The following is a 24,838-nucleotide window of genomic DNA, read 5'->3' as shown; positions in this document are numbered from 1 at the left end:
CGCCTTAATCTTTCATGTAAGGATCGAGAGCGTCACGCATCCCATCGCCGATGAAGTTGAACGCCAACACCGTGATCAGAATTGCCACACCAGGCATGATGGCAACGAGAGGAGCAGCAAAGAGATATTCCTTGCCCTTGGCAACGAGCAGGCCCCAACTTGCTTCGGGCGGCTGCACACCAACGCCAAGGAAGCTGAGACTGGATTCCCACATGATCGCTTCAGGAATACTAAGCGAGAACAGAACTATCAGCGTCGGCACGACATTGGGAAAAAGATGTCGGAACATGATCGTTGTCTTCTTCGATCCATTGGCGCGAGCAGCCTCGATGAACTCCTTTTCTTTCAACGCCAACGTCTGTGAGCGCACAACTCGGGCTACACTTGCCCAGCCGACCAGGCTGAGGGCTATGAAAATGTTGAACAAATTCGCGCCCAGTGTGTACATCACCACCATCGCCAGCAATAGCGACGGAAAGGCGATCATCATGTCGGCAAGACGCATGATCGTAAAATCGATCCGTCCGCCATAATAACCGCTAACGATGCCCATAATGGCGCCGATTATCAGCGATATGAAGCTCGGAACGATGCCGACCACGAGTGAAATTCGCGCACCGTAAAGTATGCGGGTTAAGACGTCCCGTCCGAAATTATCGGTGCCAAGCCAGTGTGTGAGCGATGGCGACAGGAATTGCTCGTTCATATCAACGCGATATGGATCATGCGGACTGATATACGGTGCAAATACTGCCGTCAGCACCAGAACGACGACAATAATCAAGCCGGTCATTGCCATTTTATTGCGACGAAATATACGAACCGTGTCGCGCAGAAAGCTGGCGCTCTCCGTTTCTTCGATATAGGCGTCGTTTGCCTGAGCAAGTTCGGTCATTTTGACCCTCCCTTCATCTGATGGCGAATACGGGGGTCAAGGACAGAATAAAGGATATCCGCAACCAGATTGCCGATCAGCACCAGAACAGTAGCAAACAGAACCGAACCCTGAAGTAGAGGCATGTCGCGCGCCTGAATTGCATTGACAGATATGCGGCCAATACCGGGAATACCGAAAATCGCTTCCGTGATAACTGCACCCGACAAAAGGCCGGCAACCTGAATTGCCATAATCGTCACAACAGGAATAAGAGCATTCTTAACAGCGTGACGGAGGATGACAAAAATCTCGCGCAGGCCCTTCGCGCGTGCAGTTCTCACATAGTCGTTGCGCATGACTTCCAGCAGGCTTGACCGCGTCAAACGCGCGATAACGCCCGCCGAACTCCAGCCCAGCACAATCGCTGGCAGAATGACATATTTGAAGCCGTAGAAGCCCGATACCGGAAGCCATTTCAACTGCATGGCAAAAATATACTGCAGCAGGAGCGCCGACCAGAAAACCGGCATCGAAACGCCCAGCAGCGAAAAACCCATGAAAAAATGATCGAGCGCTGAATCGCGCTTTACGGCTGACAGGATGCCAACCGGAATGCCAATCAGCCATGACACGAGGGCCGCACAGGCCGCCAGATATAGCGTGTTCGGGAAAGCTTGGAGGATCAGGGTCGTGACATCACGATTGAGTTTTATGGAAACACCCAAATCGCCTTGAATTGCCGCGAACAGAAATCGGAAGTAACGGGTGATCAGTGGATCATCAAGATGCATCTGAGCTCGCACGCGCTCGATAACTTCAGCGCTGGCATGCTCTTTCATCAACAAGGCAATTGGATCGCCAGGAATGATATTCATCATGATGAAGAGCAGTACGGTCACACCGATCAAGACCGGAATGGAAACCGCAATACGCTTAATCAAAAAGGTCAGCATTGCGTGGAGGCTTTCATCTGTATGGCTAAGACAATGTCGCAAAGGACGTTATCTTCGGCTGACACGAATTGACGAGCTGGATTTAGCCCATCTAATTCCTGCTGAAATGGAGTTGGAAGACTGGAAGTCTGACCGGGGAGTACGCATCACTCCCCGGTCAGCATAATTAATCTTCAACTTCCATTTTATAGTAGCTCATGCTTGTCCATCCGTTCCACGGAACCACGAAATTCTTCACGCGCGGCTGCACGACAAACAAATGGTTGAGACTATACATAGGAACCCACGCAGCGTCCGTCTGGACAATACGCTCAGCGAGCTTGGCATACAGTTCGCACCGCTCGTCGGGATTGGTCATGCTGCGGGCTTTTTCGATACCGTCGAAAACTTCCTGATCTTCATTGTTGAAACCACGCACCGAAGTGCCTGTCTTGCTAAAGAAGGTGTAGAAGAAGTTGTCAGGATCGTTGAAATCGGCCGACCAGACCTGAGAATAATTGTTGATGGTACCGCCTTTGCGCATGGCGAAGTAGGCCGATTCATCGACAACTTTGATTTCGGTGTTGAAACCAGCTTCTTTCAACTGTGCCTGAACGAGTTGGTTCAGGTCGACCCACTTAGACGACCAACTGCTGACCTGAGAAAAGGCAATATCGACACCGTCCGGGTAACCGGCTTCGGCCAGCAGTTCCTTGGCCTTTTTGGGGTTGTATTCAATCGGCGTAGCGGGCTTGTAGCAGGTGACCCCACTTGGAAGAACGCCGTTCTCGAGCTGTCCTTCACCATAGAACATCTTGTCAAGTATTTCCTGACGGTTGATACCCATCTGGAAAGCTTTTCTCACCCGAACATCATCAAAGGGCTTAATCTTCTGGTTGATGTTGTAATAGTCCAAGCCAGCGATCGGACCCTTTCTAATCTGGTCCTTCCACTTTTCGCTCTTCATAAAATATGGAACTTGCGTGATAGCGGAATCCGTATCGAACACGTCTATCTCGCCAGATTCGAATAGCATACGCATGGTTTCCGCATCGGGAACAACGCGGATGAGAACGCCATCCAACTTGGAACGCCCTTTGAAATAATTCTCATTGGCTTCCATCATCTGGCTGTCGTTCAGATTATACTCTTTCAAAATGAACGGACCCGTGCCGTTAACGGTCTCTGGCGACAGGCCATACTTGTCACCGAGCGGCTCGGTAAATTTGCGATTATAGATCGATGCCTGTGGACTGGCGAGCAATGCGATGAAGGCCGAATATGGTTGGACCAGAACGATCTTGACTGTATATTTATCGACAGCCTGCAAGCCTGAAACTGTCTGCGCTGAGCCATCAAGGCGTTCTTTCGCCCCTTCGACGAAGTCCAGAATATCGGTATTCAGCGCTTTAGTCGCTGGGTTCAGCATGCGGTCATAGGTGAACACGACATCATCGGCGGTCAGCTCTTCGCCATTATGGAACATAACGCCTTTGCGCAAATGCAAAGTATAGGTTTTGCCGTCCTCAGAGATTTCCCAGCTTTCGGCCAAGGATGGAACGATTTTCGACTGACCGGGAGCTACCGTTTCTGCTTCCACCAGCCGGTCATATACATTCAACGGAATTGTATAGTCATTTGTCGTCATCTGGACGTCTATCGTCCGAGGATCGTCAGAATTCGCCAAACGTAGTATCTGATCGGCGAGCGCTGGTGACATCAAAGTCAAATTCACCAATCCGGTGGCCAATAGCAACTTGGCTTTTGTAAGCATTCTATCCCCTTTTATACGTTCAATCCGAATATTCGGTCGTCTTTTGCTTTTTCAGGCTCTATGATGAAGTTTACTAGGAAGCACCCCATCTGATTGGATAATAAATTTTATACTATCCAAAATTATTTCCAAATCATCATGATGCGATTTTTCGTTCTTTACTTTTATCGCGACGGACAAAGTGCACTCCATTCAAAGAATGCCTTATGATGACTTGACATGTAAAACTTGAGAAACTCCCGTATCTCTCCGAGGATACATAATTGTCTGTTCTATTCCCCAACTTGCGGAGGCACATATCGTGAAGCCTGGCTCACAACTACCTTCCCCCAACATTTTATTGAAACCATGCGGTAGGTAGATGCAAATGTAAAATCCCAAATGAGTATGGCATTATTCAAAACTGATATGAATTTTTTGAGTAAGAAATGGCTGGCCTTAAAGAGCAATCCGTTAGCGTGTTAACGCATGTTGAGACTGAAGCGCCTTGCTCGGCGACCTACGCGGCCAGTTAAAATCCAGCAGCTTCAGGTCGGGCCATACCACCCAAGCTTGTTAGATCGGCAGATTCTGAAGGTGTTTTCCATTGTGAGCTATGTGGGGCAGCTATCATGATAGTTGCGCCGACAAACATAGGTTCAAGACTGACGTACGTAGTGCGTTGGACTGATCTGGTTCATAGGAAGATGGACCGGCACAAAATCCGGTGCCCTTACTGCGCTCTGTATTTCATCCGACATCGGTTCGCGACCAATTGGACGCCGTGCCGGATCGGCAACAGGAACGGTCGAAAGCAGCTTTTTGGTATAGGGATGCTGAGGATTGTTAAAGACCGAGCGGCGATCTCCAATCTCCACGATCTCGCCCAGATACATGACTGCAACACGATGGGCGATGCGTTCGACGACGGCCATATCGTGGCTGATAAACAGGATTGCAATGCCGATATCCCGTTGAAGGTCCATCAGCAGATTGATAACCTGCGCCTGAATTGTCACGTCCAGCGAAGCAACGGCTTCGTCCGCGATCATGAGGCGTGGATCGAGCGCAAGAGCACGGGCAATGCAGATGCGCTGGCGCTGCCCCCCTGAAAAGGCGTGCGGATAGCGTTCAAGATGGTCAGCCGGGAGGTTGACCTTGGCGAGCAGATCAACAGCCCGTTTCCGCAGTTGCGTCGTTCGTCCCGCACGATGGACACGCATGGGATCCATCAAAGCCTGCGCTATCGTCATACGCGGGTTGAGTGATGAGAACGGATCCTGAAATACCATCTGCGCTTCGCGGCGAAATCGTGTGAGAGTCGTTTTGGATGCGCCGATGAGTTCAGTTCTATCATAACGGATTGAACCGGATTGGGGTTTGTCCAGTTGCATGATGCTTCGAGCGACCGTGGACTTACCGCAACCTGATTCACCCACCAACGCCAAGGTTTCGCCAGGGAAGATATCAAAAGAAACATTCTCGACCGCATGGACACGGCCAGTAATGCGTCCCATAAGACCGCCCTTTAGGTCAAAACGGGTAACCAGGTTGCGAACTTCGACAAGCGGAGTTTTGGCAATATTTTGCTTGGCAGCGTCATTCATCGCGCCACCTCCGCCAAAACCGCATCGTGCTCGTAAACAAGAAGAGGAAACTTTTCAGGCTTATCCTTATCTGCCATGCTGCCAAGCCGAGGAACAGCGGAGATCAATGCTTTTGTATACCGATGCTGCGGATTGTTGAATATCTCGTTGACAGGTCCAGTCTCGACTATCTCCCCCTTGAGCATCACGCACACGCGGTCGGCGATTTCTGCAACAACGCCCATGTCGTGGGTGATGAACAGTACTGCCATACCGATTTCGCGTTGTAGCGCCCGCACGAGATCCAGTATTTGTGCCTGGATAGTGACGTCCAGTGCTGTTGTGGGCTCGTCGAGGATCATCAATGATGGTCGGCACGCCAGAGCCATGGCGATCATCACACGTTGGCGCATACCGCCCGAAAGTTGATGCGGATACTGGTCCAGCCGACGCTCGGCATCGGGTACGCGGACAAGTTTGAGGACATTCAGCGCTATCTGCCTTGCATCATGCGGTGTCTTTCTCTGGTGCCGGATGACAGCTTCCGCAATCTGGTCCCCAACGGTGAAAACGGGGTTCAGGCTCGACATCGGGTCCTGGAAAACGATTGAGAGTTCAAAGCCGCGCAGCGCCTCGACACGCCTTTCGGAAAGTTTCACCAGATCAGCGATTGAGCCGTCCTTCAGCCGCATCAGTATCCGGCCACCAGTAATCCTGGCACCATCAAATTCTGTCAGGCGCATCACCGTCATTGCCGTCACGGATTTCCCCGAGCCGGATTCTCCCACCAGCGCAAGGGTTTCTCCATGTCCGATCTGAAACGATACTTTGCGCACGGCATGCACCGGATTTGCAGCTTTTGGCGCGAAGCACACTTCGAGGTTTTCAACGGACAGGATGATGTTATCAGTAAGGGTTAAACTACTTGTCGATATCCTGGTCAAACTGGTTCCCCTTGCGATTGGCTCGCATTTTGGGGTTATCTAATGCTTTGGATCAAGCCTGTGTCAACATACTGTCTTGATAACAGGTGGCTTTTAACAGGAACATTAAAGTGGTCGGGAGGCTGTCAACTAAGCCTACCCAATAAAAAAACCGGCAAAGGACTGCCTCCAAAGAAGGTTATGCAAACTTTGCATTACCCTCTCTGTTTTCGCATGGACGGTTTCAGCGCAGCTTAAGGACGGGATCGATAAGGCTGCGCGCGCGGCTTTGGTTTTCTGCGAGATATTTCCAGAACGCTTCTGCGTCCCTGTCTTTCGCACCTGCACGTCGGAAGATCCGAATTTCTATCTCCAATGACATTTGTTGCCCGCCGATTTGAACCAGTTCGTTCTGGCTGATCGACTTCTGCACGCATATCTGGGGCAACCACGCGATGCCCTGGCCGGCGATCGCCATTTGCTTGAGGCCCTCCGCGAGTGAAGATTGATACACCGTGCTCAGGTTGAGTGGACGTCGCCAGCGTGACTGGATGAGAGAGATGAGCTTTCCCAGATATCCGTCGTTCCATGAATAGGAAAGGTAGGGAATTCTGTCACCCTCAGCTACGTCCAGATCGTAAAGAGGTTTACCTGATGGATCAGTTCCCGAGACGAGGATCAGACGATCTTTTCCAATCTGCAGGGATTCGAATGGCCCCGCTTCTAGAACTGGCGGCCCATCGGGGTGATCATAAGTAATCGCGAAGTTACATTTTCCAGAAGACAGATGTTCAATACATTCGAGAAAATCGCCCGTATGCATACTGCAGCGAACGGGTGAACTCGGCAGTTCGGAACGGCTGATCCAGTTTGGGAAAAAGTAGATCGCTAATGTGTGAAGTGCAGCGAATGTAAGAAGCTGTGAATTAGCCCCCGCCACGTTGTGGCAATCGGTGCGAAGACGGTACATGTCTCTCACGAGTTCCTGACAGCGGGGTACGAACATGTTGCCAGCACTTGTCAAATGCACCGGATAGGTACTTCGATCAAGAAGATCTGCACCAACCCATGACTCTAACGACCTGATACGCCGGCTGAATGCTGGTTGCGAAATATTTCGCGATGCAGCGGCCGTGGAGAAATTCCGCGTCGCGACAATTTCCAGGAAGTCCTCGAGCCACGCTAGCTCCATAACGACCTCATGCGTTATTTGCATAATTCATTCTAACTACGCATTGGACACCAATGCAAGTGTGCTCCTAGCTTAAATTCAAAAGAAGACTGCAAGACCAAATAGGGGAACATATCCATGAAACGTGCTTTGGCTCTGGCCCTTTCCTGTGGCCTTGGCCTGGCGGTAGCACCTGCTGTCGCGCAGACCAAGAACCCCGGAACATTTGTCTTTCTCTGGACTGATGATATTCAGTCCTTTGATCCAGCCTATATCGCGAATACACCGAGTTCCTACGGCGTACTGAATGTCTATAGTCGCCTGCTCAATTATAACGGTTCGCAGATTTCGGAATTTGTGCCCGCCCTTTCCAGCGAAGTGCCGACGCTGGAAAATGGCCTTATAAAACAAGGCACTGATGGATCGATCAGCTATACGTTCCCCATCCGCAAGGACGTCCACGCTCACAAGGTCGGGATCAAGGGTAGCGACGGCAAGATAACCTGGCAGAACTACGACGGACTGGCCGGTGATCAGAAAGCGAAGATAGAGCCGGGATACGGCCAGATCACACCCGAAGACGTGCGCTACTCGCTGTTGCGGGCCATTCTCATGGGGCAATCGTGGATGGCGAATGCCATTACCGAAGTGGTAACGGCCGGAAAATATCCAGACGTCACGAAGTGGGTCGAGACCGAAGCAAATGTCAAGGATATCAAAGACGCCAATCCTGAAGCTCTGCGCAAGGTCTATGACCAGCTTGCATCGCAGATCACTGTCGAAGGGGACAATGTTGTCCTGAAGCTTCCCAAATCCTTCCCGGCTACACTCGGTGTTCTGGCTCTTCCTTTCGGTGCTTCCATCGTTGACAAGGAATGGGTCGCTTCCGTTGGCGGATGGGACGGCAATGGCGATACATGGATAAAGTACTATCGCCCCGAGCTCGGTGACGACCCACTATTTGCTCAGGAAAATGGCACCGGTCCTTTCATGCTTGAAGAATGGGATCGTACCGATCGCCGCATCACACTCAAGCGGTTCGACAATTACTTCATGGGACCGGCAAAGCTGGAGCGCGTTGTCATGCGCACGGTGCCGGAATGGACGACACGGCGCCTGCAGCTCCTCTCAGGGGACGCCGATTTTGTCACGGCTCCGGTCGAATTTCTCGATGAACTCAGCAAGACCGAGGGTGTCAAGGTTGTTGACGGACTGCCCAAGGTTTTCAGTCGCGGACTTTATTTTGCATGGCCTCTCGATGACGCCGACAACCCTGCACTCGGCAGCGGCAAGCTCGATGGAAATGGCATCCCACCCGATTTCTTCGCTGACATTGATGTGCGCAAGGGCTTCAACTATGCGCAGAACTATGATGCGCTTATCAAACAGGTTCTTCTGAACAAGACCGTCCAGTCGCGTGGCCCGACCGTGCGCGGCATCATGGGCTATCGTGACGATTCTCCTATCTATAGCTACGATCCGAAGAAGGCCGCAGAACATTTCAAGAAGGCTTTCGGCGGCAAGCTCTGGGAAACAGGCTTTACCTTCACGGCCTATGTACAGGAAGGCACGCCGCAGGGTACAGCCGCATTGTCTGCACTGCAGCAGGGTTTGCAGCGCATCAATCCCAAGTTCAAGATGAAGATCCAGTCGCTGCCTTGGGCATCGATTTCGGACAAGCTCAATAATCGCGAAAAGCCAGCGTCTCCGCTGACCTATATGGGCTGGGGCCCAGACTATTCCGACCCAGGTGGTCCGCTCGGGGCCGCAACCTATTATCTTTCACCGACCGGACTCGTCGGTGGCATGCTCGGCGACGGGTATCGTGGGTTGATGGCTGAAAAATTCAAGCCCTTGCTGGACGAGGCCTGGGCTTCCTCTGACCCTGCCGTTCGCGAACCAATCTATGCAAAACTGCAGACGATGTCTCACGACTATGCAACCACCCAATTCCTTTGGGAGGATTTCGGCTACATCGTTACCCGCAGTAATATCGATGGTTATGTGCATAATATGATCCTTTACGGCGCCTGGGATTTCTACCCGGTGACCAAGGCTGACTGAGTCTCGCTGAAACGTGCCGGGCGATACGATCGCCCGGCTCTTTTCCCCAACTCCAAGCGAAACGGATTCTGGTGTGCTGAATTACGCTTTGAGGCGGTTGCTGACGCTTCCCGTCGTCCTTTTTGCCTTGTCATTGATGCTCTTCGCGCTGCAGATGTCGCTATCGCCAACACAACGGCTGGCGGCTTACGCTCCTTCGCCCGACTTTCTCAAAGGGGGACAGGAGAGCATCCGGCGCATGATCGAACAATACGGGCTTAACGACCCCTTCCACGTTCAATACGGCAGATGGATCGGTAATATCATGACCGGCAATCTCGGTTGGTCCGAGACTGCACGTCAACCTGTATCCCATGCGCTGACGTCGCTGTTGCCTGCAACACTGGAGCTGGTTCTGCTGGCCTTCATTCCAAGTTTTCTGCTCGCGATCTATTTGGGTTCGCGTGCGGGCATTTATCTCAACAAATGGCCGGATCACCTCATCCGGATATTCACCATTCTGGGATGGTCGTTTCCGGTCTATGTCTTCGGCCTATTGATGCTTCTGATCTTTTATTCCGCGCTTGACTGGTTTCCACCGGGGAGGCTCAGCCAGTGGGCGCAGGCCACGGTCATGTCCTCCGATTTCACCAGATATACCGGCGCCAATACCATTGATGCGATCCTCAACGGCAATTTTCAGATACTTTGGGATTCCCTTCGTCACCTTGCTGCCCCTGTCATTACGTTGACCTATGTCAATCTCGCCAGCATGACACGTGTGATGCGAACCTCGATGCTTGAGACCCTGCGTCAGGACTATGTGCGTACGGCACGAGCCAAAGGCATGCCCAAACGCGTTGTGGAACTGCGACACGCCCGTCGCAACGCGCTTCTACCCGTTACCACAATTGCCGGCATGGAGCTTGCGACGATGATGGGTGGTGTCGTCATCACAGAAACCATTTTCGATTATGCCGGTCTCGGCCAGTTCGCTGCCAAGTCCGCCGCCAATCTCGATTTTCCGGCAATTCTCGGCTTCAGCCTCTATTTTGCGATCGTACTTGTACTGATGAACCTGATCGTTGACCTGATTTATCCGTTACTCGATCCAAGGGTGAAGACGCGATGAAATTGCTGCGATATCTGCTGCGTAACCCCATTTCCCTGGTTGGAGTCCTGATTTTGCTGGCCTTTGTGCTGGTGGCAATATTTGCGCCGGTACTGGCGCCGCCGCAGGAATTCCAGATGTCGGTCTATGACACGCCGCGAGCCGGCTTTCTGGCGACACCGCAACCGCCCTCCGCAGAAGCGATCTTCGGGACCACGGAAGGTCAGTATGACATCTATTATGCAGTTATATGGGGCACCCGTACGGCCTTCAAGATCGGCCTCGGCGTTGTCGCTATCTCCGTGCTGATCGGAACGTTGATCGGTTCTCTCGCCGCCTATTATGGTGGCACAGTCGACGAGGTTCTGATGCGCATTGTCGACGTATTCATGGCCGTTCCATTCCTGATTGCAGCCATGGTGCTAACCGCACTTCTTGGAAAGGGCATCGGTCCGATTACGATTGCGCTGACAACTTTTGGCTGGATGGGGTATGCCCGCGTCATCCGCAGTGAAATACTGCGTATTCGTGAGATGGATTATGTCCACGCCGCCCGCAGCTATGGTGCCGGAGATATTCGTCTTATTGCGTTGCACATTCTGCCTAATGCCTTTTTCCCGGTCCTGGTTCTCGCCACCATGGCGACCGGTTCAATGGTACTTTCGGCCTCTGCGCTCAGCTTCCTCGGTGTCGGCACTGAAGAAGGCTATGCGGATTGGGGGCAATTCATCGCCTATTCGCGAAACTGGATTGTTGGCCAGCCCGGAAACCCTTTCCAATACTGGTATACGCTGGTCTTTCCCGGCGCTGCGATCTTTCTCTTCGTTTTGTCATGGAACCTTGTCGGCGACGCGCTGCGCGATGTTCTTGATCCTCGCCACTCAAGCTGAACCTCGGGAGTATTGTTGTGTCCAAGCTTTCAAATCAATCAATTGAACTCTTCGAAAGCCTTATCCGCCATGAGGTGGAAGACAAGACCATACCTTCAATTTCCTATGCACTTGTTGATCGCGACGGATTGCTGGTGGAAGGACATATTCAGCATCCAGATCGTCATTTCGAGATGAATGCACGGACATGTTTCCGTATCGGTTCGATTACCAAAACCTTCACTTCGGTCGCGATAATGCAATTGGTCGAGAAGGGACTTTTAGACCTCGATGTCGACGTTTCGGAATATCTTCCAGGTTTCCAGCCCATCAATCCGTTCGTCGGGCGTGAAAGCGGGCCTTTCGGTTCTCATGTCAGCCTTCGCAAGTTGATGAGTCATACGGCTGGTATCGTCCGGGAACCCAAAAGCGGCCATTATCTTGACGCCCATCGCCCTCCGCTTGCAGATACAGTGGCCGAGCTTGCAACCTCGACACTCAAGCAGGATCCCAGTGCTGGAACAATGCATTATTCCAATGCCGGGATCGCGGTTGTTGGACTGGTCATCGAGAAGGTAACACGCAAGAGCTATGCAGACTATATAACTGACAATATCCTCAAGCCTCTCGGTATGTATGACACCTCCTCGGGTATGGCAGACGGTATCCGCGAGCGTCTGGCGCCCGCAGACATGTGGACCATCGACGGGGATAGCCCTGCGCCTGTATTCAGTCTTGGTGGTTCTCCTGCTGGAAACATTTTCTCGACCAACCATGACATGGCAAACTATGCACGATGTCTTCTCCGCGGCGGCTTTGCGCCGGATGGTCATTCCGTTATCGGCCCTGCTTCGCTGCGGGACATGTGGACGCCGATAGGAAAGCGGCCAACTGGTCACGACCGAACTCAGAACGGCTACGGGCTATGTTTTGGTGTTGGAGATATGGATGGCTGGACTTCCGTTGGACATGGTGGAGCGGTCTATGGTTATGCATCCCAGATGACGCTGCTCCCACGTGCTGGATTTGGTGTTCTTATCTTCGCCACCCTGGATTTTGCCAATCAGATCGCTTCGCGCCTGGCTGGCGATGGTTTGCGTATTGCATTGTCGGAAAATGGTATGGGCAAGCGCCTGCACGGCGTCCAGGTGCCGCCCGCTATAACTGACGAGCAGTTTGCCACCCTTCCAGGCCTTTATCGTCAGGTTGAAAGCGGTGAAGTTGTCGAGGTAAAGGAAAAGGCGGGCAAACTCTATCTCATGGGAGAGGGTGTGCCTCTGCAAATTCGTCCGAAGTCCGGGAACCATTTTGTCATTGATGGTCGCATCTACGGTCGTGGAGCAGATTATCCTCATATGGATGTCTTGTTTCCCGACCCCGGCAAACTCGACTGGAAAGGTCAGGAGTGGCTGAAAGCCGATAGCCTTCCTGCAGAGCAAGTTCCAACGGAAATAGCCTCTCATCTGGGCAGATACGGGCCAGACTTTAACATCACGTACCTGACTTATAGCCACGGCCAACTCAAATGCCTGATCGAGTATTTCTGCACGCATACTTGCGAACCTGTCGACGGTAACCGGTACCGCATGCGCGGGTTGCTTTATGAAGAAGAGATACTGGAGCTGGGCGCAACTGACGAAGCCGGGCGAACAGGTATTCGGGTCGGCCCGATGTTTCTCGAACGTCGGCAAGCCGAGAAGGCCGCCTGACGGAGACTCCGGTCGAACACATTGTTTTCTCCCTATTAACGGCACCTTTGGGCGCGCAAATGCAAGTGAGATAAGGATCGAAGGCCATGAAAATATTCATAAGCGCGGATATTGAAGGTACGGCTGGCATCACCAACTGGGACGAGGCGCGAAAGGGTCATGCCGACTACGAAGAGTTTCGCGAATACATGACCGACGAGCTGGTGGCCGCCTGCGAGGGTGCACGTGCTGCAGGTGCGAAGGAAATTGTGGTGAAAGATGCACACTCTACCGCGCGTAATCTGATCCTCTCGAAACTTCCCGACTATGTTCGCATTGTACGTGGTTGGAGCGGACATCCTGACGCCATGATGTTCGGTATTGACCGTAGTTTCAGCGCGGCACTTTATACCGGTTATCACAACAAAGCTGGCACCGATACCAATCCACTGGCTCACACGTTGACAGGCACGGTTTCACGAATGTTGATCAATGGTGAAGTTGCGTCTGAATATACGCTGAACGCCCTTTGCGCCGCGCGCTATGGTGTACCTTCGGCGTTTCTTTCGGGCGACGCCGGGATGTGCAGCGAAGCACGCGGGCTCGTGCCGGACATTCTCACCGTCGCCACAAGCGAAGGGCATGGGCCTGCGACCTCCTCCTTGTCGCCGCAGGGCGCTGTCAAAGCAATTCGTGAAAGCGTTGAACAGGCGTTATCGCGCGACCTGTCCGAATGTCTTCCTAAGCTGGCAAAGACATTCGAGCTTATCGTCGAATACACCAATCCGATAGAAGCCTATCGTGGCAGTTGGTACCCCGGCATCGAACATCCGGCGCCCCGTACACTCCGTTTCAAAGCTGATGATTTCTTCGATATTCAGCGTGCCATCCGATTTGTCGTCTGATCGCACACTGCAATTCTGGAGCGATCATACCCAACGGCGGAGCCTCCAACTAACTTCCACGCATCTGCAAGATAACCGATGACAAAGACTAGCTACAGTATAACGTGACAGGCGGCATCTTTGATCGCGACCAAGGCCAGTCTGGTTCACAGACCGATCCAGTTAAGGAGGAAGTTGCATCCTTTGACGGTGATTAAAGTACGTGCACTGCTCGTTCTGAGCAGACGCACACCATCAATCAAAAGATTGCAGTCAGATTTCTGCGCGCAACTTATTGTGTTCAACGGATTTCTTTCCGCCTATCGCCCACGAATGGAAAAGCGAAAGCAGCTGAGCTGTGCCGTAAGCACGTAACTTCAAAAGCGGCCTTTTACAACTGGAAGGCCAAATACGGTAGCATGGAAGTCTCCAAACGAAGCTGCGGGCCTGCCAGATCATATCGGCGGATAGGAAGATGGTGCTGTGTCAGTCACGCCGACAGTCGGTGGCCGAACTGCGGACAAGACTGCGTGGCTCGGCCAACGCGCGACGACGTTTCGGCTACCGGCGACTGTTTGTCCTGCCCGGGCGGGGGCTGTCCGACGTTAGCCGCATCTACCGGCTAAACCGTGAGAAAGGCCTGTTAGAGCATTTCCTGTTTTGATTGAACCGTTGGGAATGCTCTATCTGTTTGTTTTTACGGATGTCTTTATCCCGAAACGGTTCCCGCTTTCGGAAGACATGCTCTAGTCCTTCTCGGGACGTCCCAATGCAGATGGAACATGTGGCACGACAGCGGGCAGCATGTTCCATCGCAGTGGGGGTTCGATCATCTATTTTCGTGACCGGCTTTTATGCGGCCAAGCACCAACTCTTATTCCTCTATGTCGACTTTCTCGAAGCGATGTGACCCCAGTGGCTCCATGACGTAATTCTTCACGTTCTTGGACATCGGCAACACGACTGTCGAATGCGCAAGCGGAACCCATGGAGCCTGATCGATGACGATTGCCTGTGCCTCCTGATAAAGCTTGGTTCGCTCATCCTTGTTCGAGCTCACCCTCGCCTTCTGCAGAATATCTTCCAGTGGCTTGTAGCACCAATTGGCATTGTTGCTTCCGCCGACGCCAGAGCAACTGAAGAAATAGCTGAGCAGGTTGTCGGGATCGCCATTATCGCTGGTGCCTCCAAGCACGACAGCCCCATCACGATCCTTGTCGCGAGCCTTCTTGAGATATTCGCCCCATTCATAGGAGACGATCTCTACACCGACGCCGATCTTGGCAAGGTCCGCTTGCATAAGCTCAGCCGCACGTCGTGCATTTGGCATGTAGGGACGGCTGACCGGCATCGCCCAGATTTTCATCTTGAGGTCTTTGACACCCGCATCGTCGAGGAGCTTCTTTGCTCCATCAGGGTCGTAGCTATATCCCTTCACATCGCCATTATAGCCCCACATGCTGGGTGGCAGAACGCTTTGAGCGACCTGGCCCATGCCCTGATAGACAGCTTCCACGATTGCCTTTCTATCAATGGCCATGTTCAGGGCGCGCCGTACTTCCACCTTGTCGAATGGGGCTGCCAGCGTGTTCATGGCGAGATAGGCCACGTTCAGTCCCGGCTGTTCCATCACAGTAAGATTTGGATCGGCTTTCAGCCGCGCGACGTCTGCCGGAGCGGGATAAGCTGCGATATGACACTCACCCGCCTGAAGTTTCTGCATACGGGTGGCAGGGTCCGTCGTGATTACGAAGATCAGATTATCAATTTTGGGCGCACCGCCCCAATATTCTGCATTTGCAGCAAAGCGGATTGCGGCATTGGTCTGATAATCCACGAAACGAAAAGGACCGGTGCCTACCGGCTTGCGGTCGAGATCCTCGCGCTGCCCGGCCTTCGCTAATTGCTCGGCATATTCCGCCGACATGATCGAGCCGAAGTTAAGAGCGAGCTTCGCCAGAAGAGATGCATCCGGCTGGTTGAGAACGAACTTGACGGTGTGGTCATCGACTTTGACGACTTCCTTGATAATCACCGGCATGTCCATGGCGTTGAACATTTCCCAGCCTGCGCCGACGAAATAATTGTTCCATGGATGCTGCTTGTCGAGCTGGCGATTATAGGTGAACAGGACGTCGTCCGCGTTGAATTCACGGGTGGGCGTGAAGCTGTCAGTAGAATGGAACTTCACCCCCTGGCGCAACTTCAACGTATATTCGAGGTTGTCGTCAGAAATGGTCCAGCTTTCTGCGAGGCCCGGAACAACGTCGGTCGTGCCGCTTTCGAACTCTGTCAGCCGGTCGTAGATCGTTTCGGCAGAAGCATCCCATGTGCTGTTTGTCGTGTAGAGCGCTGCATCGAAGCCCTCCGGTGCTCCCTCAGAACAATAGACCAGCGTCTTTGCCATTGCCGGCACAAGCGCTACGCTGGAAAATGCTGCCGCCGCCAATAGTGACAGCAGAGTTTTGCGCGTTGTTTTCGACTTCATTGTCATTTTTGTTCCCACAATCGTGTTTTCTTTTCGAGTTGCATTTTGCCGGGCAAGTTAGTCAGCTCGACCTTCTGTTGTTGCGAGGCCGCGTCCAGGTGTCCAAACGGAATCCGGTCTGGTCCAGAGCACATCGTTGCGGATCAGTTTCACGAGTTCACCTGCATGAAGATCAAGGAACCGCTCTCCCTTTTCGGCCGTGGCGCTACGCGGATCTCCCCATGTTCCGGTAACCGGCGCACGCTCCGCAAAGGAATAGAAACGCGAAACGTCTGCCGGTACATCGACAGGATGCTGCTGGTTGCCGAATGCTTGTCCGAACTTGTCCGTCTTTACGGCATCACCGGCAATCGCCAGCATGACGGAAGCTTCCCCTTCACAGGCATGATGGGGTCCATTATCGACCTCAAAAATTTCTCGTGCTTCGTCGCCTGCCAGCATCCACGGTGTGGTGGCGACGATTGGCATCGCAAATTCAACAGCCAGTTCGCGGACAGCGACTGAAAGCGGATCGATATTGCCGCCATGACCATTGACAATCAGGAGACGCGAAAAGCCGAGCGTCTTCAATGATCTGGCTATGCATCGAATGACACGGCTGAATGTATCATAGTCAAGCGTGATAGTGCCGCCAAATGGCAGGTGATGTTCGCTCATACCAAGCCATTGGCCAGGGAGGACAGCGATGGGAACCTCGTCGGCCACGAGACGCGCGGCGCGAATGGCGGCCGCCGAAGCGCTCACCGTATCCGTAATGACCGGCAGGTGGGGACCATGCTGCTCAAGCGATCCGACAGGTAGAACCGCAAGGGCGCCTGGCTTGCCAGCAATCTCACGCAGGACCGGCGCGGTCATGCGTGCCCATTCAACTTCCTTCGTCATGTTCAGTCCTCTTTCATATAATTCCAGATGAAGTTTGAGCGCCGACGTCACCACCTTCAGGTCTGATGGCCTCGGGCCTCGATCGACAAAGTTCGTGTTCGTCCGTCCGATTGTCGCAGGGCGACCTGATCGAATTGGGCGATAACTGCGCAGGAATGATTGGGAAAGATACGGACGCGGCTGCCGACAGGCGGCGGCGTATCACGGAAGCGAACGAACCCGTGTTCTTCAGAAAGACGTTCGATTTCCCACATCTTTGACGTGTCGTCCCCTACATTCACGGCTAGTCCAAAGCCGCCGCTGCCCGAGCCGTGTGCACCAAGGTCGGATGAGAGGGATTTGGAGCCTGCATCGACAATAAAATGATGGTCGTTGTGAGCGACAACGGTGGCAATGATGGAGAGCGCGATGTTATCGCCCGATGCTATGCCGAGGCGAAGCGCCGTGCGGTCAAGGAAAGCGTAGTTTCCAGGCCGTATCTCTGTTATCCCGGACGGGATAGGCGCGCCGAGGCAAGTCGGTGTGGAACCCACGGATATTGCGGGAACTTCGACGCCCGCCTCCTTTAACTGTTCCGCGAGGTGGAGGAGGGTTTGTGCTTCCGCATTGGCAATATTTGCCAGTTCTTCGGCGGACTTGCTGCCATAGGCATGGCCAGCATGAGAAAAAAGACCTGCAAATGCGAGATAAGGATGTTGTGCAATCTTTTGAGCCAGCACAATGGCTGCAGGGTCCTGCGGCTTGACGCCGACGCGCCCGAGGCCCACATCAACTTTCAGAAAAACGCCAAGCTTTACGTCACGTGCTTTTGCGGCAGAACCAATCGCCTGGATGCCGATCTCGTGAGCGGCGATAAATGACAGACTGGTATCGCGAATCTGCGCACTCCGTATCAGATGACTGACCGAATCCGGCCTGACGACAGGATAAGCGAGGGTCACCGAGGGAATGCCGCCCTCAACAAAGACCAGCGCCTCATCCGGCTTGGACGCTGTGACGCCGACTGCGCCAAGCTGAAGCTGGTGTTTGGCAATCGTGAGGCTCTTGTGCGTCTTGATATGAGGCCGCAGCGACACCCCAGCTCTGTCCGCCTTCTGCTGCATCTCCTTCAGGTTACGTAGCAGCCGATCTTCGTCGATTTCTACGTAAGGTGTCTGAATGTCGGCCGGGGACGGACGGTTGAATGTGTTAATTGCCACCGCTGGTTCAGTCAAAGTTATCTCCGGCAATCTGACTGGCTGCAAGCATCATGCCCGCCAGTTCGTTCCACTGTACCCGAAGGTCGTTGAAACAGATTTGCACAGCCGAGACAGGCAATCAAATTATTTTCTTATAAGAAAATAATTTCCCTAAAATGCCGATAGGGATTCAGCCTTTGCTGAAGGCATCAATCCGCTTTGAATTTGATGGTTTGCGTATTGACCAGCGTGGAAACCAGTTCCGTTTCGGGCGTTGAACAGACGCACAGGATTTGGGCGGGCTCTTCGCTCACGCTTAGATAACCGTGACCAGTCATCGCATCAAAATAGGCGGAATCGCCTTTCTTGAGACGAAGAGGTGCATAAATTTCTGAATGAAGTTCCAGTTCACCTTCAAGCACATAGATGAATTCCTCGCCCTTGTGCCGGATGAGCGGCCCAAAATCCTCAAGTGTTCGGGCGTGCGCCACAGCGAGGATCGGGACCATCGCCTTCTTGTAGATCTCCGTGCAGAGATAGAGATAGTCGTAGTTCTGCGTGATGATCGAACGGCCTTCGCCGGACTTAGTGAATGTACGCCGGCCCATCACATTTGAAAGTTCATCCGGGGTAGCCACGGCACCAAAAAGCTCTGCAATATCGACACTGATGCCCTGAGCAAGCTGGATAAGCCGGTCATATGTGAGCTGCATCTGGTTGTTCTCAACCTTGGAAAGGGTCGATACAGCAAGCCCGGTCATCGCGCTTACTTCCGCAAGGGTCCAATGGTTGCGGCTTCGGATGTCTCTCAGGATATCGCCGAGGCTGGATTTCGCATCATTCATCGTCGACGTCTCCCATTCGCTTGATCTCAAAACCCTGTGACATCCGGATCAGCTCTGTTTCAAGAGGTGAAATTGCGTCGCCAACGCAAGCGCGTAATTTACACCTCGCTATAAAGCAACATGATGCCCTACTGAGCCAGCGGATCGGCAACTTTTGGCCAGTAAGATTTTTCCAGTTTTGTGAAAGGCAAATCTTCGAAACGTGGTTGTAGCGCACCGGGAGCGCCAACATAGAGTATCTCGCCCGCAATAGGTTCGAAACCAGCCCGGAAATGGTTACTGGATTTCACCACGACAATCTTCTTTTTCGAGGGATCAAGTCCGAGCCCTGTCATGCATTCGGGGTGAAATGTCTGCGTGCGGATCGTATTCAGCACAATATCGATACTCCCCGCGCTGACCCAGACGGCATCGCCAATACCAAGCGGCGTCGGACCAAATCGTTGCGTAATGTCCGAAGCAATCCGCCGGACTGTAACCGTCAGATCCAGCGGCGCGCCCGACACCTCACCGACCTTGCCCCCAATCCTCAACGCGAGGGTGGCCCCTTCTCCCGCTTCCCGGCACATCCGCACGGCGATCGGGTCCCAGTAAAGACATGAGGCAACGTCTTCAATTCCGCGCTCGATAATGCGCCGCAGAATAAAAGTGGAATCGCCCGGAGCCCCGCCGCCGGCATTGTCTGAAACGTCGGCCAAAACAACGGGACCATTTTTCGCTTCAAGCGCACGGTCGAGCGCCTCGTCGACGGACAGGTAAGCGCCGCGCATTTGCTCACGTGCATCGTATATCTCCCGACCGAAGCTTTCGGCGATACGAGCAGCCTTCTGCTGATCTGCGTCGGTGACAACGAGCATCTTTGCCCCGACATCCGCAACGTCGCCCCAGGGAAAACCGTGGCCGAAGGAAACAGCCAGTACGCCATCGTTCCCTTCCATCGCTTTCATACGGTCCACAATCCCGCGCAACGGTTCCCGGTGCGGGTGAAAAATGCCGATGAGACGGCAATCATAGACCGCCATGACAGGCTCGACTTCCCCCATGAGCGTGCGCTCCAATATCGCAAAGAGCTGACGGGCTACAATCTCAATATCGGTATGCGGATATTCCTTGTAAGTTACGATCATCGTTGCATTGTCGGTTATGTACTCGGTGATATGGCAATGCAGGTCCAGCTCGACGGCTATCGGAACATGAGCGCCAACAAGACCACGTATACGGGAGATGAGGTCTCCTTCAACATCATCATAACCGTCCGCAACGCAGGCACCATGAAGCGCAAGCATGACGGCATCGACCGGCATTGCCGCCTCGAGATCATCAAGAATTGTTTTACGGAAATGTTCATAAACGGAGCGGGTGGTTTTGCCGCCGGGCTCAGCCACGGCACAAAGACTTTCGACGACGCTCCACCCCTTCTGTTGCGCTGCATCACGCCAGACGGAAAGCTGCGATGAACAGCAGTTAAGCGGTTTCGACGTGGCATCGCCATAGGCGATCAGGTTTTCAGAGAAGGCTTGGAAACCTGTCTGCATCGGCGAAAACGTGTTCGTTTCGGTATCCAGCCCCGCGATGAAAAGCTTCATTGCAATCTCTTCTTCGTTAAAAGGAATTTTCCGATAAAAGAAATATATTTATTGTTGGAAAGTCAAACGGGTTTTCGAGTGCTTTGTCCGTGCACGAATATGCCGATACGGGCAGGCTGACGGTGTGGTCAGAACCTGGCACTTCGCCAAGTCTGTTATCCATCCTTATGAGCGATATTTATCTGGCCCAGAATTTTAGCTTGTCCAATCCGAAGGCGGTGATGGCTGGGTGGCATCGCCCCGACAGGCGTAGCGATGGTGTCGGACTCATAACAGGCATGATGAAATCGCGCGGTATACTTGATACCGGTATCCATACATTATTTTTCTTGGTACATATTTTCAAAACAACGGAACACCGATATATCTTGATAGTACATCTTAAAATCACTGTAGCATCTATGAAATAAATATTCAGCGGCTTGTGGATTTATGATTTGCGTTGAGGGGCAAAGGTGGAAGGGGACATCCTTGAGGTCAGGACGGCTGGATTTTGGAAGTGGTAGTCACACTGGAACGGCCTGCCATCCTGGCGGATGCCTGACCAAATGGCAAAGGAAGTTTGCATCCGCCGCAGGTCTTTACAGCTCAGTCGCAATTCTGGCGACGGCTGGAGCAATTGCGCCGGTTCTGGCTCCATCTTCGTGGACAGGCATTGTTGATGCGGCATGGGCCGCATGTACCGTCCAACCGGACAACAGCTACCTTTGCTCGGGTGTTTCCACCGGCGAGACTATCTTGGATTCCGGTCCATTGACGATTATTGCTGACGGCACATTCAACGCCGACAATCCGGGCGGAACGAGTGTGCAGATCGAAGCATTCGATGGCGGGATCAACTTCACGCAACAAAGCGGCAGTACGATCACCGGCTCTTCATCGGGCATCTATTCCGTTTCGAATACTTCCGGCACCCAAGACCTTTTCATTTCGGGAGATGTAATTGGTAGTGGTGATGCGGCCGTTTGGGCGGTCAACCAATCGCCCGCGACAGATGTATCGGTTACACAGACCGCCGGAAGCACAATCACCGGTTATACACATGGTATCCGCATAGATAATTATGGTGATGGAGCGGCGACGGTTACGACCGCTGGCACGATCGTGCAAACGCAGACGGGAGCAGCCAACTACGATACCTATGGCGTTTACGCCTATAATGCCGCGACCGCGACCAATATCACCCTTATCCAAACGGCAGGATCGATCTCCGGCAATTGGTTCGGGATGTTTGCCAACAATTATGGGACAGGCTCGACGACAATCCGCAGTGCCGGCGACGTCAAAGCGATCGAACAAGCAGGCATTCGGGCTTACAACGCCAGCACAGCCAAGGATATTGTTGTAGATCAAGCTGCGGGAAAAATTCAGGGCGGCACTTACGGCGTTTATGCCGATAATGGGGGAACGGGTTCGACTACCGTTACCTTGGCGGGCACGGTCACGGCATCTGGTGCCTTTGGCGTCTTTTCCAATAATGGCAGCGGGGCCACTGATCTGTCTGTGAACCAGACAGGCGGTACAATCACGGGCGCGTTCTATGGTATCTACGCAACAAATCAAGGGACGGGAGCAACGACCGTAACCGTATCGGGTGATGTGACCGGTACGGGTGCCGCTGGTGTTGCAGCCATTGGCGATGTAAATACAACCGGCGTCATGGTGAGACAGACGGCTGGTTCTATTACAGGTGCGACAGGTATTCAGCTTTCAAACAACGGTACGGGCCCGTCATTAGTCAGCGTTGCAACAAAAGTAAGCGCTGGTGCCGGTGCGGGTATCCATACGTTGGCTGTAAACGGTGCAACGATCAACATTGCGTCTTCAGCTACGCTTACCGCATCGTCTGGAGTTGCTATCCGGGATGGGGGCGTTGTGGGTGCCCCAACCGCATCCGACGCGATCGGAGGCAATGTCGTCGTGAACAGTGCCGGTACTGTTACCGGCGATGCGATTCTGGGCCTCGGCGACGACGTGTTCAATTTGAGCGGCGGGATTTATACCGGTAATATTTACGGTGACGACCGGGATGATGCGCAAAGCAGCGATGGCATTGCCAACCATGAGGGCAATGTCACGTTCAACTGGACAGCCGGCAAGCTGATCGGCGGGTTTTATGGCCAGGACGGTTCCGATACCGCAACGGTGAGTGCATCGACCTATGACGGGTCTCAGATTCTTGACGGTGGCGATGATACGTCCATTGCCGATGGCATGATCGATATGCTGACGCTCAAAGGAGTGACGGCGACCACCAATGGCGGCAAGGTCACAAACTGGGAAGTCGTCACTCTGGATGCGGCTAATCTGTCGATAGATGACGGTGCGTGGCATGTCGGGGAGCCCGATGAAGAAACGACCGGCGTGTTCCTGACGAACGGATCGACGCTGGACGGTATGGCGTCGCTCGACTTTAGCGGCAATTTGACGATCGATCCCACATCGGCGTTCATTGGCACTGGTGCCAGCACTGGCATTTATTCTTTCAGCGGCGATGTAACGAATGCCGGAACGATCACTACGGCGGACGACGCGGCAGGCGACCTGTTGCTGATCGGTGGCAACTATGTGGGTAATGGCGGACAAATACTGTTCGACGTGGTTCTTGGTGACGATACTTCAAAGACAGATATGGCCGTCATCAATGGCAATACGTCTGGCACCACGAATGTAGGCGTCAACAATGTCGGCGGAACGGGTGCGGCAACCAATGAGGGTATCCGCATCATCGAGGTAAACGGTGCTTCCAACGGTTCGTTCTCGCTTATTGGCGATTACTCGGTGGGCGGCAAGCCTGCCGTCGTTGGCGGCGCCTATGCCTATCAGCTTTACAAGGGCGGCACGTCAACACCGAATGACGGCAACTGGTATCTGCGTTCAGAACTGAAGCCTGTCTCCGGGCCTTCAACAACGCCTACCGTGCCGCTTTATCAGGCTGGCGTCCCGTCCTACGAAGCCTATCCACAGGCATTGCTCGGCCTCAACGGCGTGCCGACCCTGCAACAACGTGTCGGCAATCGCTTCTGGGCCGGTAACGGCAACAAGGTTGTCGTGCAGGGGGCCGACCCGGTCGGCACATCACCCTATGCTGCCCCCGACGAAGCCGGCGTTGCGATTGAAGGCAATGGCGTATGGGGCCGGATCGAAGGCGCGCATAACAGCATCGAACCGCGTTTCTCAACGTCGGCCACCGATTATAACCAGAATATTTTCAAGATTCAGGCTGGTATCGACGGTTTGCTGAGCGAAACCGAACAGGGCAAGCTCATTGGCGGGATCACAGTCCATTACGCCCATGGCAAAACAGAAACCAGCTCGATCTACGGCGATGGCGAGATCAGCACCGATGGCTACGGTCTCGGCGGTACACTGACCTGGTACGGCGAGAACGGCTTTTATCTTGATGGTCAGGGAGAGGTGACCTGGTATACGAGCGACCTGAGCTCTGCCCTTGCCCGCACGAGCCTCACCGATAACAATGACGGCTTCGGCTATACGTTGTCCTTGGAAGGTGGCAAGCGCATTGCCATCGATCCCGCCTGGTCCGTAACCCCACAGGCCCAACTGGTCTATTCCAACGTCGACTTCGATGCGTTTACCGACGCATTCGGTGCCCGTGTCAGTCTCGACCGCGGTGAGAGCCTGCAAGGTCGTCTCGGTCTGACACTCGATCACGAAGACTCATGGCAAAATGATAACGGTACGCTTAACCGCACCCACGTCTATGGCATTGCCAACCTCTACTACGAGTTTCTTGAAGGAACGAGAGTCGATGTCTCGGGCACGAGCTTTGCCAGCCGCAATGATCGTGTTTGGGGCGGGGTCGGCGTTGGCGGAACCTATAATTGGGATGACGACAAATACTCGATTTACGGAGAGGGTCTTGTCAACACCAGCCTCAACAACTTCGGCGACAGCTATTCCATCAAAGGTCAGGCGGGCTTCCGCGTGAAATGGTAAAACGACCAAGTCAATAGATCGCAACGGCGTAGTTGCCGCTCGTGCATTTTTGGTAGATGTTT

The 24,838-nt window shown here is 53.3% G+C and carries 15 protein-coding genes and 3 pseudogenes; 7 read left to right on the top strand and 11 right to left on the bottom strand.

What is annotated here, in order from left to right:
- Positions 1–4: 4 nt before the first annotated feature.
- The 6 genes and pseudogenes from F9K94_RS06880 to F9K94_RS24660 all read right to left on the bottom strand — a co-directional run.
- Positions 5–895 (bottom strand): ABC transporter permease, encoded by an 891-nt coding sequence (locus tag F9K94_RS06880; protein ID WP_151644438.1) that lies wholly within the window; start codon positions 893–895, stop codon positions 5–7.
- Entirely contained in the window at positions 892–1,830 is a 939-nt protein-coding gene (locus F9K94_RS06875; RefSeq protein ID WP_151644437.1) for an ABC transporter permease, read from the bottom strand. Before F9K94_RS06875 ends, F9K94_RS06880 begins: the two co-directional genes overlap by 4 nt.
- A gap of 166 nt (positions 1,831–1,996) precedes the next feature.
- Positions 1,997–3,583 (bottom strand): ABC transporter substrate-binding protein, encoded by a 1,587-nt coding sequence (locus F9K94_RS06870; RefSeq protein ID WP_061347493.1) that lies wholly within the window; start codon positions 3,581–3,583, stop codon positions 1,997–1,999.
- 638 nt (positions 3,584–4,221) lie between these two features.
- A pseudogene (locus tag F9K94_RS24925) lies at positions 4,222–6,092 on the bottom strand (ABC transporter ATP-binding protein).
- 223 nt (positions 6,093–6,315) lie between these two features.
- Positions 6,316–7,041 (bottom strand): LysR substrate-binding domain-containing protein, encoded by a 726-nt coding sequence (locus F9K94_RS06855; protein ID WP_235813539.1) that lies wholly within the window; start codon positions 7,039–7,041, stop codon positions 6,316–6,318.
- 51 nt (positions 7,042–7,092) lie between these two features.
- Positions 7,093–7,263, bottom strand: a pseudogene (locus tag F9K94_RS24660) (LysR family transcriptional regulator); the annotation flags it as partial.
- Between the two features lie 117 nt (positions 7,264–7,380).
- On the opposite strand from F9K94_RS24660, the gene F9K94_RS06850 reads away from it, so the two are divergent.
- The 6 genes and pseudogenes from F9K94_RS06850 to F9K94_RS06825 all read left to right on the top strand — a co-directional run.
- Complete coding sequence (locus tag F9K94_RS06850) at positions 7,381–9,306, top strand: ABC transporter substrate-binding protein (RefSeq protein ID WP_151644434.1); 1,926 nt, start codon at positions 7,381–7,383, stop codon at positions 9,304–9,306.
- A gap of 73 nt (positions 9,307–9,379) precedes the next feature.
- On the top strand, positions 9,380–10,417 hold the full coding sequence (locus F9K94_RS06845) for an ABC transporter permease (RefSeq protein WP_235920579.1): 1,038 nt from the start codon (positions 9,380–9,382) through the stop codon (positions 10,415–10,417).
- Positions 10,414–11,286 (top strand): ABC transporter permease, encoded by an 873-nt coding sequence (locus F9K94_RS06840; RefSeq protein WP_151644433.1) that lies wholly within the window; start codon positions 10,414–10,416, stop codon positions 11,284–11,286. Before F9K94_RS06845 ends, F9K94_RS06840 begins: the two co-directional genes overlap by 4 nt.
- A gap of 17 nt (positions 11,287–11,303) precedes the next feature.
- Positions 11,304–12,974: a serine hydrolase domain-containing protein gene (locus tag F9K94_RS06835; RefSeq protein WP_151644432.1), complete on the top strand. Its 1,671-nt coding sequence runs from the start codon at positions 11,304–11,306 to the stop codon at positions 12,972–12,974.
- 86 nt (positions 12,975–13,060) lie between these two features.
- A complete protein-coding gene (locus F9K94_RS06830) occupies positions 13,061–13,858 on the top strand; it encodes a M55 family metallopeptidase (RefSeq protein ID WP_151644431.1) in 798 nt (265 codons plus the stop codon).
- 320 nt (positions 13,859–14,178) lie between these two features.
- Positions 14,179–14,480, top strand: a pseudogene (locus F9K94_RS06825) (IS3 family transposase); the annotation flags it as partial.
- Between the two features lie 231 nt (positions 14,481–14,711).
- Here F9K94_RS06825 and F9K94_RS06820 read toward each other — a convergent pair.
- From F9K94_RS06820 to F9K94_RS06800, 5 genes are all read right to left on the bottom strand, one after another.
- A complete protein-coding gene (locus F9K94_RS06820) occupies positions 14,712–16,325 on the bottom strand; it encodes an ABC transporter substrate-binding protein (RefSeq protein WP_061347688.1) in 1,614 nt (537 codons plus the stop codon).
- A 57-nt stretch (positions 16,326–16,382) separates the two neighbouring features.
- Entirely contained in the window at positions 16,383–17,207 is an 825-nt protein-coding gene (locus F9K94_RS06815; protein WP_061347499.1) for a creatininase family protein, read from the bottom strand.
- A gap of 56 nt (positions 17,208–17,263) precedes the next feature.
- Positions 17,264–18,421, bottom strand: a complete 1,158-nt coding sequence (locus F9K94_RS06810; protein ID WP_235920578.1) for an alanine racemase — start codon at positions 18,419–18,421, stop codon at positions 17,264–17,266.
- A 173-nt stretch (positions 18,422–18,594) separates the two neighbouring features.
- A complete protein-coding gene (locus F9K94_RS06805) occupies positions 18,595–19,230 on the bottom strand; it encodes a helix-turn-helix domain-containing protein (RefSeq protein WP_061347501.1) in 636 nt (211 codons plus the stop codon).
- A gap of 128 nt (positions 19,231–19,358) precedes the next feature.
- Entirely contained in the window at positions 19,359–20,816 is a 1,458-nt protein-coding gene (locus tag F9K94_RS06800) for a M81 family metallopeptidase (protein ID WP_151644429.1), read from the bottom strand.
- 471 nt (positions 20,817–21,287) lie between these two features.
- Between F9K94_RS06800 and F9K94_RS06795 the strand changes: the two genes are divergently transcribed.
- The gene (locus tag F9K94_RS06795) at positions 21,288–24,776 is read left to right on the top strand and encodes an autotransporter outer membrane beta-barrel domain-containing protein (RefSeq protein ID WP_235920577.1); all 3,489 of its coding nucleotides are present in this window, start codon (positions 21,288–21,290) and stop codon (positions 24,774–24,776) included.
- Positions 24,777–24,838: the final 62 nt, after the last annotated feature.

This window comes from Brucella tritici, from assembly GCF_008932285.1.
Lineage (GTDB): Bacteria > Pseudomonadota > Alphaproteobacteria > Rhizobiales > Rhizobiaceae > Brucella > Brucella tritici.
Note: the sequence above shows the minus strand (reverse complement) of the source record. Positions and strands in the feature narration are given on the sequence as shown.

Excerpts from the sequence above, each read along its gene's own strand:
- F9K94_RS06880 (WP_151644438.1), bottom strand. The coding sequence starts at position 895 with ATGACCGAACTTGCTCAGGCAAACGACGCCTATATCGAAGAAACGGAG.
- F9K94_RS06875 (WP_151644437.1), bottom strand. The coding sequence starts at position 1,830 with ATGCTGACCTTTTTGATTAAGCGTATTGCGGTTTCCATTCCGGTCTTG.
- F9K94_RS06870 (WP_061347493.1), bottom strand. The coding sequence starts at position 3,583 with ATGCTTACAAAAGCCAAGTTGCTATTGGCCACCGGATTGGTGAATTTG.
- F9K94_RS06855 (WP_235813539.1), bottom strand. The coding sequence starts at position 7,041 with ATGTACCGTCTTCGCACCGATTGCCACAACGTGGCGGGGGCTAATTCA.
- F9K94_RS06850 (WP_151644434.1), top strand. The coding sequence starts at position 7,381 with ATGAAACGTGCTTTGGCTCTGGCCCTTTCCTGTGGCCTTGGCCTGGCG.
- F9K94_RS06840 (WP_151644433.1), top strand. The coding sequence starts at position 10,414 with ATGAAATTGCTGCGATATCTGCTGCGTAACCCCATTTCCCTGGTTGGA.
- F9K94_RS06830 (WP_151644431.1), top strand. The coding sequence starts at position 13,061 with ATGAAAATATTCATAAGCGCGGATATTGAAGGTACGGCTGGCATCACC.
- F9K94_RS06820 (WP_061347688.1), bottom strand. The coding sequence starts at position 16,325 with ATGAAGTCGAAAACAACGCGCAAAACTCTGCTGTCACTATTGGCGGCG.
- F9K94_RS06815 (WP_061347499.1), bottom strand. The coding sequence starts at position 17,207 with ATGACGAAGGAAGTTGAATGGGCACGCATGACCGCGCCGGTCCTGCGT.
- F9K94_RS06805 (WP_061347501.1), bottom strand. The coding sequence starts at position 19,230 with ATGAATGATGCGAAATCCAGCCTCGGCGATATCCTGAGAGACATCCGA.
- F9K94_RS06800 (WP_151644429.1), bottom strand. The coding sequence starts at position 20,816 with ATGAAGCTTTTCATCGCGGGGCTGGATACCGAAACGAACACGTTTTCG.